This window comes from Variovorax sp. RTB1 (assembly GCF_035018765.1).
GTDB lineage: Bacteria > Pseudomonadota > Gammaproteobacteria > Burkholderiales > Burkholderiaceae_C > Variovorax.
The window spans coordinates 1-12,202 of the sequence record NZ_JASJXG010000053.1 but is presented as its reverse complement, the minus strand read 5'-3'; the positions used below and the strand labels follow the sequence as shown (position 1 = coordinate 12,202).

The window sequence follows — 12,202 nt, the reverse complement described above, 5'->3', positions numbered from 1 at the left end:
TGAGGGGTCTACCGGGTCGCCAGATTGAGCTCTGCGCCGGGCTTCCAGTTGGCGTCTGCAGCCCGCGTTCGCACCGCGCCGAGGAAGAGCCGATCGCTCGGCACCTTCTGTTCCAGCAGGTAGTCACGCACCACCGCACCACGCTCGACGGCGAGCTTGCGCATCGTTTCTTCGTCGGCGGTGACGCTGGCCATCAGCAGGTCTTCCATCTCTTTGAGCGGCAGATCTTTTGCAAGACCGACCATGTTGCGCGGCTTGGTGATGTCGGCGCGCTTGTATACCGCGGTGAGCAGCGCGGGGTATTCGGCATCCGTCACGGGGGGTACGGCAGCCGCCGAGTCCGCCGCGGTGTCTGCGCCGGCCGCATCCGTCACCGTGCTCGCACCCGTATTCGCAACGGCGCGCGCCGCCCCGCGGCGCTTTTCAGCCTGGGCCAGTTGCCGCAGGCGCTGACGCTTGAACGCTTCGGCTTCTTTGTCGAGGCTCGATGTGCCCACCACGGTCATCTGCAAGCCCGGCCGGTCCGTCAGCGCCTTGGCCACCTTGTCCAGGCCCTGTCTCGCACTGTCCGAGAGCGCCAAGCTGCCGGCGTCGAACGTGATGGTGCTCGACTCACCGCTGCCGCCGCCCAGGCCGCCGGTGAGCAGGCTGAACGGCGACGTGACCGCCTTGACGATCAGATTGACCAGCGCCTTCCAGATCAGCGGTCCTACGCTGAACTGCGGGTCGTTGATGGAGCCCGACAACGGCAAATCGACATTGATGACGCCATTGCGGTCAGCCAGCAGCGCGACCGCGAGCCGCACCGGAAGGCTGTTCGGCGCGCCCTGCACTTCCTCGCCGAACTGCAGTTGGTTCAACACCATGTTGTTGGTCGCGGTGAGTCGGCCATCGGGCGCGATCTTGTAGTTGACCTCGAGGCTCAGCTTGCCGCGCTCGATGTTGTGGCCGGCGTAGCGCACGGAGTACGGCGACAGCGGCGGCAGGTCGAGGTCGCGCATCTTTCCGGTGATGTCGAGTTCGAGCGGCTTAGCTAACGGATTGAGTTTGCCGACGATTTCGAGGGATGCCGTCTGCTCGGCCTTGCCGCGAAGCTCCAGGTCGGCCAGCGCGGGAGTTTCACCTGCGCCGGTTTCCGGCTGCGACGAAAAAGCGCTGAGTTTGCCGGTGAGTTCGGTCAGGTCGGCCGAGTAGTTCGGCTTGACGAACTGGTCGGTGAAGTCGACCTTGCCGTTGATCAGGCTCATCGGGCCGAAACGGATGATCGGCTTGGGGCCAGTCGACGCGTCGCTCACCTGAGGCGTTGAGGCGGCCGCCTTCGGCGCCGCAGCAACCGGATCGCCACCGACCCTCTCTTCGGCCGAGATCGTCCGGCCGGACGACGTGGCGGGACGCACCGCTGTGGTCGTCGTGCCACCACCGGGTTTACGTGTCGTGACCGCCGCGGCTGGAGCGGCTGCTGTGCCTGGCGTAGCTGGCGTGGCCGCAGCCGGCGCGACAGCTGCCCCGTTCGGCGTTGCCGAGCCCGAGGCGACCTGCTCCGGCGATTTGGCGAGATCCTGCAAATTGATGCGGCCTGTCGGGTCCACGATGACGCGCGCAAAAAAGTCGGTCAGCGTGGTTTCACGCACATCGACACCCAGCGCCGCACCGGGCGCCATCGTCACCTGGAGCCCGCGCAGGCTCAAGGCTTTCCAACTGAGCAACTGATTGGTGCGGTCGATGCCAGGTGTCTGCGTCAGGCTCGCACTGTTGGCGCGAAAGTCTTCGAGTGCGCTGTCGCCTGCCAGCTTCAGGCTCATGCCGGCCGGCGCCGCGGCGTATTTCACCGTGCCACTGTAGCTCGCATAAGCACGCCGGATGTCGACGTTGAGCGCGTTGGCGTAGTACGCCTTGAAGGCGTGCGCGGGGAAGGCCGCCACTTCGACGCGCCCTTCGGCCGAAAGCGGCTTCAGCACGAGATTGCCCTTGTAGTCGAAGCGGCCCGCGTCGGCGCGACTGCCGGCCACCGCGATGTGCCCCGAAACCTCAAGCGGCGACACGGTCGCGGTATTGGGTGCGATCTCCTGGGCGCTCACTTTGAGAGCAGTCAGTTCGATGGCCACCGGCGTGCTGCCGGCCTTGTCTGAATAAGACACTGCTCCGTTGTCGACCGCCAGGGTGGCGATGGTCAGCGCCCAGGGCGTGGCGTCGGCCGCCGGCGTTCCGCGCTTGGCCGATGCGTCGACCGGCTTGGGCGCCGCCACTTTGGCTACGTCCGCTTCCTTGTTGGATGCCGCCGGCGCTTTCAACCAGCGCTCGAACATCCAGCGCTTTTCGTTGTCGCGCTCGACCACCACCTTGGGGTTGGTCGCGGTGAAGGATGCGATGGCGAGCGTGTGCTTCGTCATGTCGACTTCGGCATCGGTCAACTCGAAGCGCCCGACGCTGGCGACTGCTGCTTTACCTTGCGTCAGTGCCAGACCGTCGAGCGCCAGACGAACCGCCTTGAACTTGAGTTCCGGTTTGGTCCACGCCACGTCGATCTGCCCGCTCAGCTTGCCGTCCACCGTTGGCTCGAGGCTTTGCGCGAGGTACGGTGCTGCCAGCGAAAGCGGCAACGCCTCCACATCCGCCTGCACGGTGGCGGTCTTGTCGGTGGCATCGCCCTTGAACTTGAGGTGCGCGCCGGCCAACGTCATCGAACCGCTGAAGGGTGCCGCCGTCGCCATCGGCCACGTCACCGCGGTCGCCTGCAGGGCCAACTCGCTGGCATCAATCGCGGCGGCTGGCTGCGTGGTGGCGTCGCGCCAACCGACATTGCCGCCGTTCAGCGCAACCTTGTCGACTTGCACCTTCCAGCCCGGTGCCGGCGCGTTGGTGCTGGCTGCGGCGCTGGCAACCGCTACCGGAGGCACGACCTTCTCCGTCGCACCGGTCGCAGGGTCGGTCGCCAGAAGATTGAGGTGGCCTGACGCATCGCGCGCCACCACCAGACGCGGTGCGGTGAGCGACACCTCGCCCAGATGCACGATACGGTCCAGCGGTCGCACATCGGCGAGTTCGACTTTGAGCGAGTCGAAGCCGAGCAAGTCGCGTCCCTTGCCATCGGCCAGCTTCGTACCGTGCGCTTCGATCGTGCCGCTCAGCTTGAGCCCGGCCGTGGCGGTCTGCTCGAAGTCGATCTTGAGGTCGGCATCGAGCGTGCCGGCTTGCAGCTTGACCGGCGAGCCGGCAGGGATGTATCCAAGGTACGGCGCCAGATCGAGTCCCTTGAACTGGAGCTGCGCGTCGGTCTTGCGGTTGTCTGCGAACGGCGTGCTGAACGCGGTCGAATCGAACTCGCTGCCGTTTAGCACGAACGCGAGCTTGGGCTCGGTCTTGATCTCCCGCTTGGAAGCCAGATTGCTCAGAAATGGGACGTTGAGCACCAAGTCGCGCAATGTGTGCGTGCGCTTGACCGTCTGGTCGTCGAAGTCGACCGAGCCGCCGGAAATCGCAATGTTGTAGATAGCGAAGCGCGGCGGGTCGCTCTTGGGCGCCGCAGGGACACTTGCGAGTTTGGCGAGGATGTCGTCGATGTCGTATCTACCGTCGGCCAGGTGGGTCAGCTTGACGACCGGCGACTCGACGCGGACGGCGTCGATCACCGGTGCCAACCTCAAGACTGACTGGAGTTCCGCGTCGGCGTACAGCCGAGCCACTTGGAACTGCGGCTGGCTACCGTCAGCAGTGGCGATGCTCAGATCGTCGACTGTCAGTTCCAGCGTCCACGGCTTGAAATCTATTTTTCCGACAGTTACTTTTCGACCCAGCTTTTCACTGGCGATCTTTTGAATCTGGCTTTTCGCAATCGGCGGCACCGCCAACCAGGCGACGAGCCATAGGCCGAGCACCGATGCCAAAGCGACGATCCCGCGTCGCACCCACTTATTTTGTCTTAGCGATGCAGCATTCATTTGAAGTGAGTGTGCCGCAAAGGCTTTGTCGTTCCCATTGCCATTCCAGAAGCAAGAAAGCCCGGTGGCAGGACATGGTGTCTTGCTACCGGGCTCGATGGCGGGCACGAGGCTCATGCCATCTTTTCGCTCGACCGGAAGTTCAATCGTTCCGACCAAGCTGGCGGCAAGAGATTGCCACCAAGAGTGCCTCTATCGCTGGACCGCCGAATTGTTCTTTGGTCACTGGACTTTGGCGATGCCAAAATTAACTGGCTTTTGCAGATTAGGCCCTGCCCCGAGTCAATGCAAGTCGCATTTTCAATTTCTTGCAAACCGCTATTAGCAGCAATACTTTGGATTTACTCACCACGGTTTGTTAGACTGATTTTAGAATAACATACCTAGGCGTTATTCTTGACCGTGTATTTAGCCACTCCTAGAATCCGCTTCTCCCGTGATGCCAAGCGCCCGGGCCTCCATGAAATCCGCCGCCGAACTTCTCGGCTTGATCAGGCGCCCGCGCTCCCTCCTCCTCGCGCGGGCCTGATTTGTACCAATCCAGCGATTTCGCCTTTTGTACCGGTTCTCCGCCCCTCGGGGTGAACCGCCAGCAGGCGCCGCACAGAAAGGAAGAGCGATGAAACTGGCATTCGAAGCCACAGCCCAAGGATTCAGGACATTCGTGTCCGACGTGGCCGACGGTTTTTTCGAGATGACCCACAACGGTTTTGCGTTGGTAGGACTGGCCATAGTGTTTGCGGCCATAGCCCTTGTAGCGCGGCCCGACTTGCGTGAACAAGGCGAAGAGCAGCTCATGAGCTGGCTCCAGTCGCGCAAGCCCGTGCCCGCCGTGCCTGAAGTCCTCGTGAGCGATCTCGATCCCACCGCAATCGAGCGCACGACGGCGACCAGTCCGCTCGACTTGCCCAAGCAGCAAGCCGCAGTGGCTTACTGGCTCAGCAAGAAATACCGCGTTGCAGCAGAGCCCTTGAGCGCACTCGTCGCCGAGGCCTATGACCTCGGCAAGCGAAGCAAGCTCGATCCGACTTTGATCCTAGCGATCATGGCCGTCGAGTCCAGCTTCAACCCGTTTGCGCAGAGCCAGGTTGGCGCTCAAGGTCTGATGCAGGTCATGACGCGGGTGCACGGCGATAAGTACGAGAGCGCCGGCGGCACGCTGACGGCGTTCGATCCGGTGACCAACATGCGTGTAGGCGTCAAGGTGCTGCAGGAATGCATCGCGCGCGCCGGTTCGCTCGAAGGCGGCTTGCGTTATTACGTGGGCGCGGCCAACCTAGAAGACGACGGCGGCTATGCTGGCAAGGTCTTGGCCGAGCACGGACGGCTGCGTCAGGTCGCCGACGGGCGCTCGCCACCGACAACGACCGCACCCACCCCAGCCTTGCGTGCACAAGCGACACCAGCCCCGGCTCCCTTGGCAAAACCCGCCGAAGCTGCCGCAGACAAGCTGGCCTTGCTGGGCGATTTGTAGGCGATGCGGCGCTCCTGGGCGCTGAATCTTTCATCGTCGGCTACACTCGCGCGGTACGCGACTGGCGATAGGCGCACCCTACTTCGGGGTCTTGCGCTGACGTGGAATACCACTGGGAAGCGTACCGCCTGCGGCCTTCAGCAGGTGTTCAGCCGTTCGCCTGGGCAGCCCTTGTTTGGTTGAAGAACAAGGACATCGTCTTCAAAGGACTGCCATGTACCCGCGCAATATTCTGGTCGAACAGACCGATCCTGAAATCTGGGCTGCTATCCAGGCCGAGAACGCTCGCCAGGAACAGCACATCGAGCTGATCGCGAGCGAAAACTACGCTTCACCTGCCGTCATGCAGGCGCAAGGCTCACAGCTCACCAACAAGTACGCTGAAGGCTATCCTGGCAAGCGCTACTACGGCGGCTGCGAGTTCGTGGACATCGCCGAACAATTGGCCATCGACCGTATCAAGCGGATTTTTGGCGCCGACGCTGCCAATGTTCAGCCGCATTGCGGCGCCTCTGCCAACGAAGCCGTGATGCTGGCCTTTTTGAAGCCGGGCGACACCATCATGGGCATGAGTCTGGCCGAAGGCGGTCACCTGACGCACGGCATGCCGCTCAACATCAGCGGCAAGTGGTTCAACGTGGTGAGCTATGGGCTCGACGCCAAGGAAGAGATCGACTACGACGCCATGGAGCGCAAGGCGCGTGAGCATCTGCCCAAGCTCATCATTGCCGGCGCCTCGGCGTATTCGCTGCGCATCGATTTCGAGCGCTTCGCCAAGGTGGCGAAAGACATCGGTGCGATCTTCATGGTCGACATCGCGCACTACGCCGGTCTGGTCGCAGCGGGCGTGTACCCCAACCCGGTCCCCTTCGCGGATGTCGTTACCTCGACGACGCACAAAAGCCTGCGCGGCCCGCGCGGCGGCATCATCCTGATGAAGTCGCAGCATGAAAAAGCCATTAACAGCGCGATCTTCCCTGGCTTGCAAGGCGGTCCACTGATGCACGTGATCGCAGCCAAGGCCGTTGCCTTCAAGGAAGCCATGACGCCCGAGTTCAAGGCTTACCAGCAGCAGGTCGTGAAAAACGCGCAGATCGTCGCCGAAACGCTAACCGAACGCGGCTTGCGCATCGTGAGCGGCCGCACCGAAAGCCACGTCATGCTGGTCGACCTGCGCGCCAAGGGAATCACCGGCAAGGAAGCCGAAGCGGTACTCGGCAGCGCGCATATGACGATCAATAAGAACGCCATTCCCAACGACCCTGAAAAGCCCATGGTGACCAGCGGCGTTCGCATCGGCACGCCGGCCATGACGACGCGCGGCTTCAAGGACGAAGAGGCGCGCCAGACAGCCCATCTGATCGCCGACGTGCTCGAAAACCCACGCGATGAAGCGAACATCGACGCGGTACGCGTCAAGGTGCATGCGTTGACCAGCCGCTTCCCGGTCTACAGCTGAACATGCGCACGGTGACCGCATGAAATGCCCTTTTTGCGGTCACCTCGAAACGCAGGTCGTCGAGACCCGTGTTTCAGAAGATGCGGACTTTGTGCGCAGGCGCCGTCAGTGCGCCGACTGCGACAAGCGCTTCACCACCTACGAGCGGCCGGAGGTCAACTTTCCTGCGGTCGTCAAAAAAGACGGCAGCCGTGCCGACTTCGATTCGCGCAAGGTTCGTGCGTCGATGGTGTTGGCGCTGCGCAAGCGACCAGTGAGCATCGAGCAAATCGACAGTGCCCTTATGCGCATCGAGCAAAAGCTGCTGTCCAGCGGGTTGCGGGAGATCGACTCGGCCAAGGTCGGCGAACTGGTCATGCGCGAACTCAAGCGGCTCGACAAGGTTGCTTACGTCCGCTTCGCGTCGGTGTATCGGAGCTTTGAAGACGTGGATGAATTCAGGCAGTTGCTGCGCGACATTTAGTGGCGCATCTGTAGCGCATCAGTAGCGCATCGACGTTACCAAACGTCGTTTTCTTCTGCCAACTTCGTCAATTCGAGTTTGCAAAGATTCTAAAAGGTCGCATCTGCATCGAACCAGCCCGATCGTCCATCTAGATTGACCGGCGAGGCATTTTTGCCTCCTTCTTTCGTGTAACGGCCCGTAGCATGCGGGCCCTATGCGACGCATATCCTTACTCACCGCCTATTCGTCAAAGTCGACTCACCTCGTCTCTGGCTTCACGGCCATCGAGTTGATGGTTGTCGTGTCGATCGCCGGAATACTGGCCGCGCTCGCCGCGCCGAGCTTCCGTAGCGTCATCGAAAACTACCGCGTCCGACGCGCTACCGAAGACCTCGTCTCCACCATCTACCTGGCGCGCGCGGAAGGCATCAAACGCGGTGGCGGCGTTGTGCTTCGCAAGGCTGGCGCAGCGAATTGCAGCGGCGCGACTCAAATCGAGCAGTGGGATTGCGGCTGGTTCGTCTTTGTGGACTCGAACGGCAACAAGCTCATCGACCCGGGTGAAGAAACGATTCAGACCGCGCCCGCGGCGACGGGCGTCTCCATCACCTTCACTTTGCACAACGCGCTGGCCTCTGTCGACCGCTGGGGACAGTTCAGCGGTGCCGGCGCGTTCGGCTTTATCGTGCGGCCCTCTGGCAACACATCGGCCGCCAGTACAACGGCGCTGTGCATGAGCAGCGGCGGTCGTCTGGCAACACGCAAAGGGGTGACCTCATGCCAGGCCTGAAACGACAAAGCGGCGTCTCGCTCATCGAATCGCTGGTCGCGACGACGATTCTGGCGATCGGCAGCCTTGGGCTGCTCACCGTCCAGATCCGCACCTTGGCCGAAACGCAGACCAGCGTGCACCGGGCCCAGGCCGTTCGCGCCATCGAGGATCTGGCAGAGCGCATCAAGGCCAACCCGGACGGCTTCGGCCAGCTCCGCATTGGCGCATACGCAAGCCCATGGGACGTGACACCCATCGCTGCGTCGGATGCCTGCGATGTCAACGCATGCAGTCCGGCTGAGCTGGCCCGATCGGACATCGCCCAGTGGCGAAAAACGATCGCCCGCACCTTGCCACTGGGACAAGCCAAAGTCTTCACCGATGAATCGGTTGCCGCTGCCGACCGACGTCAGCTGGGTGTAATGGTGGGTTGGCGCGCGAACGAGCGGACGGGCGATGGTGTCTCGCCGTTCGATCTGAAAGTAGATGCTGCGGGTGTCGCTTGTCCCGAGGGACTCATCTGCCATCTCGTCTATGTGCAGCCTTGAATTTCCATCTGCCCGAGGTCGTCGGGCTCAAAGCGGCGCCTCCCTGATCGAGTTGCTCGTCGGTTTGACGCTCGGCCTGATGGTCGTCGCGGCCGCGATCGGCACATTGATCGTCTCAAGAACCGCGTCAGGCACTGTCGGCGATCTGAGCCAATTGCAGCAGCAAGGCTCCTACGCGCTGCGTGTCGTGGGCATTCAGATTCGTCAGGCCGGGTCGGTCGCGCCCATCAAGGATTCGGTCAACTCGCTCTACAGCTTCAAGGACACCTTCATCGGCTTCGGTGGGAATTCAAGCGTGGTGACTGGTGCCGATGGCGCCGGGGACAGCGCCGACACCGTATCGACCAGCAACGAGCCGCTCGATGGCAACCCCGACACACGTCCGCGCGATTGTCTCGGCGAGAAGGCAAACGGTGCCCGCATCGACAGCACGTTTTGGCTCGACGGCGAAGCGCACGAACTCAAGTGCAAAAGCGGCGCCAAGAATCAGGCCCTGATCGGCAACGTCGCCGACTTTCAGGTTTGGTATCGCATCCTTTCCGCGGCCAGCACCACGCAACGCATGACCGCTAAACAAGTCGATGCCGCCGGGCTCTGGCGCTCCGTTAAATCGATCGAAATATGTCTCGATTTGCAAGGCGATGAGGCCGGGCAACCCAATGTCGGCAGCTATGCCAACTGCCAAGGCGTGGAGTCGCCGAGGAACGGGCGACTGCATCTGGTCTTTCGCAATGTCTTCGACTTGCGGACACAGGGCACCTGATGGGCACGCCACGCTTGCGCCAGCAGGGCATCGCACTGTTTGTCGTGATGGTGGTGTTGCTGCTGTCGATGCTGCTGGTACTTTGGTCATCGCGTACCGCCCTGTTCAACGAACTGCTTACGGGTACCGACAGCGACTACCAGCGTGCGCTCGAAGCTGCTCAGTCTATGGTGCGCGATGCCGAGTTCGATATTCAGGGGCAGAAGCCCGACGGGTCCGCGTGCACTGGCTCCTTTTGCCGGTCTCCCGTCATCGATCCGAGCCAAGGTCAGGCCTTCTACCCTGAGAGTGCTAACGACTTTCAAGATCTGGACGCCGCGTTGGTCACGAAGACTCCCTCATGCGTTGCCGGCATCTGCACGGCGACCAACGTAGCCGCGGAATTCTGGGCGACGGCGACGGCACTGAGCGCCATGAAGGCCTCGGCAGCGACCTACGGCCGGTACACAGGCGCGCAGGCCGGCGAGGTCGGGAATCCATTGCTGAGGGCGAACGCCGGTGCTGGCGCCAAGGCCTGGTATTGGGTCGAAGTGCTGCCCTACGACACCGCCTCGGCGGTCACCGCCGGCCCAGCCCAGACCTTCGCGCCCGACAGCACGCGGCCCAACATCTATCGCATCACCGCTGTGGCACAGGGGCTTAAGCCGGGCACCCAGGCAGTTGTGCAGTCGGTTTTTGTCTGGAAAAAAGTCAGTTCGTGAGTCGAGGCGAACATTCGTGCCTGGCGAGGAAATAAGGGGAGTCACCATGAAAACGAATCCAATGCTCGCGCGGCCTGCGCTGAGCCTCGCCATCTTCGCCGTGCTCGCCATGGCGTTCGCCCTCTTCAGCGCGGACATCGAAGCCGCGCCACTGTCGTTGAGCATGTCGCCGGCCGGGACGGCGTACCGACAGCCCGCACCCAACGTCATCGTGTCGGTCGACGACTCTCGCAGCATGAATGTGTCGGGCATGACGACCCTGCGCAGCGCACTGAAAGACACGTTCTCTGCCGCCAACGTGCCGGACGGTTCGATCCGCCTTGCATGGCAAGCGATGACCGGCTGCTACACGATCCCTGCCGGCGGTGACTGCAAGAACCAGAACGCGATGAGAGTGCTCGATGCAACGCAGCGAGTCCGCTTCCAGCAGTGGGTCGACACATTGGCGCCACAGGGCGCGACGCCCTCGCACCGCATGTTGTTCAACGCCGGCCAATATCTGAAGTCGGCGCCAGGTGTCGACAGCCCCTGGGCCAGCGTCCCCGGAAGCACGGAACAACCGATGTTGAGCTGCCGCAAGTCTTACAACCTCTTCATGACCGACGGCGGCTGGAACGACACGACATCATGGGATGCAGCCGACAGCACTGCTGCGCGATCGATCGGCAACAGGGATGGGACGACCGGAACGTTAGGTGATGGAAAGACGGTGTACGACGTTGAAAGCGACAGCACGGCGATTTACCGCGACCGCTTCGGCACGAGCACGTTGCCGACGCTCTCCGACCTCGCCTTCCACTATTGGGCGACCGATCTTCAACCGTCTCTCGCCAACGATGTCCCTGCGAAGATCACCCAAAAAGGCGACCAGACCTTCACCAGCGAGGGATCGAGCAGAACGGTTCAGGAATTCTGGAACCCGCGCAACGATCCGGCGACCTGGCAGCACATGACGACCTACACGGTCGGTTTCAATGCAGCCGCCAACTGGAACGCCACCAGCGCCACGCCGAAGTTCGGCACGGACGCATGGACCGGCGGCGATTACACGGCACTGATTGCCGGGCGCACCCAATGGACCGATGCCATAGACGGAGACGAGACCACGCGAATGCCAGAGCTCTGGCACATGGCGCTCAACGGCCGTGGCAAGTTCGTGCCGGCGCCGACCGCGAGTTCGCTTGCCGGGTCGTTCAAGGACATCCTCGATTCGATTGCCGCCGACAAGTCCTCGCCCATTAGTTCGGTGTCTGTCAGCGCCAGTTCCACGAGGCTCGATGCCGCAGTGTTCACCTCTTCCTACGACCCGGCCAGTTGGAGCGGCGCCATCACTGCGCACAAGCTGGTCGCCGGCACGGGTGTCGCGTCGGCCCAAGGCCTCTGGGGGATGTTACCGGCCACGGCAACAAGCGCTGCGAAGCCCATTTCCACCTCGACGTTGATGGATGACGTGGCCTTCTCGCCGAGCGCCCGCGTTGTTATGTCTGCAAGGCGCCCGCCGGCGGCCGGCGACAGCACCGCCGTTAACGGTATCTCGTTCGTCTGGAGCGCACTTGCAACCGCACAGCAACGCACGCTCGACACATCGAACGCCACGATCGACGGCCTGGGCAAGGAACGCCTCGCCTTCGTGCGCGGCTTTCGCGACGACGAGCAATCGAACGGCGGCAACTTTCGTAACCGCGATTCGCGTCATGGCGATGTCGTGAACTCCAAGCCCTGGTACGTGGCCGGCAAGGCGGGCGCAGGCTACACGGCGTACGGTTATGCCGCATTCAGGGCAGCCAGCACGACGCGGCCATCGATGCTCTACGTCGGCGCCAACGACGGCATGCTGCACGGCTTTTCGGCCGTCGACGGCAAAGAGAAGATCGCTTACGTACCGCTGGCATCCTATGCCGGGCTGTCGCAGCTGACCCAGCCCGGCTACGCCCATCGCTACTTCGTCGACGGCTCACCTTTAGCCGGCGATCTCTACGTCGGCGGAAGCTGGAAGACCTATCTGGCGGGCTTCATGGGCGCGGGCGGCAAAGGCTACTTCGTACTCGACGTGACCGACCCTGGCGCGTTTGTCGCAGGCAATGCCGGAAACATCGTCGTAC

General features: G+C 62.5%; 9 protein-coding genes and 1 riboswitch. Of the genes, 8 read left to right on the top strand and 1 reads right to left on the bottom strand.

All coding sequences use genetic code 11. The features are described from left to right. Window positions 1-8: 8 nt before the first annotated feature. The gene (locus QN397_RS22880) at window positions 9-3,938 is read right to left on the bottom strand and encodes a DUF748 domain-containing protein (protein ID WP_323501990.1); all 3,930 of its coding nucleotides are present in this window, start codon (window positions 3,936-3,938) and stop codon (window positions 9-11) included. A 619-nt stretch (window positions 3,939-4,557) separates the two neighbouring features. Between QN397_RS22880 and QN397_RS22875 the strand changes: the two genes are divergently transcribed. The 8 genes from QN397_RS22875 to QN397_RS22840 form a co-directional block, all read left to right on the top strand. Beyond that, a complete protein-coding gene (locus tag QN397_RS22875; RefSeq protein ID WP_323501989.1) occupies window positions 4,558-5,412 on the top strand; it encodes a lytic transglycosylase domain-containing protein in 855 nt (284 codons plus the stop codon). Window positions 5,413-5,459: 47 nt separating this feature from the next. Then, window positions 5,460-5,585: riboswitch (ZMP/ZTP riboswitch) on the top strand. 41 nt (window positions 5,586-5,626) lie between these two features. Beyond that, a complete protein-coding gene (glyA, locus tag QN397_RS22870) occupies window positions 5,627-6,871 on the top strand; it encodes a serine hydroxymethyltransferase (RefSeq protein WP_323501988.1) in 1,245 nt (414 codons plus the stop codon). 19 nt (window positions 6,872-6,890) lie between these two features. Next, complete coding sequence (nrdR, locus tag QN397_RS22865; protein ID WP_187052367.1) at window positions 6,891-7,334, top strand: transcriptional regulator NrdR; 444 nt, start codon at window positions 6,891-6,893, stop codon at window positions 7,332-7,334. Window positions 7,335-7,530: 196 nt separating this feature from the next. Then, on the top strand, window positions 7,531-8,106 hold the full coding sequence (locus tag QN397_RS22860; RefSeq protein WP_323501987.1) for a GspH/FimT family pseudopilin: 576 nt from the start codon (window positions 7,531-7,533) through the stop codon (window positions 8,104-8,106). After that, window positions 8,094-8,636, top strand: a complete 543-nt coding sequence (gene pilV / locus QN397_RS22855; protein WP_323501986.1) for a type IV pilus modification protein PilV — start codon at window positions 8,094-8,096, stop codon at window positions 8,634-8,636. The genes QN397_RS22860 and pilV overlap by 13 nt, the downstream gene beginning before the upstream one ends. A gap of 52 nt (window positions 8,637-8,688) precedes the next feature. Further along, window positions 8,689-9,399, top strand: coding sequence for a hypothetical protein (locus QN397_RS22850; protein ID WP_323501985.1), 711 nt, complete (start codon window positions 8,689-8,691; stop codon window positions 9,397-9,399). Beyond that, the gene (locus tag QN397_RS22845; RefSeq protein WP_323498018.1) at window positions 9,399-10,100 is read left to right on the top strand and encodes a pilus assembly protein; all 702 of its coding nucleotides are present in this window, start codon (window positions 9,399-9,401) and stop codon (window positions 10,098-10,100) included. The genes QN397_RS22850 and QN397_RS22845 overlap by 1 nt, the downstream gene beginning before the upstream one ends. Before the next feature lie 46 nt (window positions 10,101-10,146). Continuing rightward, window positions 10,147-12,202, top strand: a 2,056-nt coding sequence (locus QN397_RS22840) for a pilus assembly protein (protein ID WP_323501984.1), incomplete at its 3' end; no start/stop codon positions are given.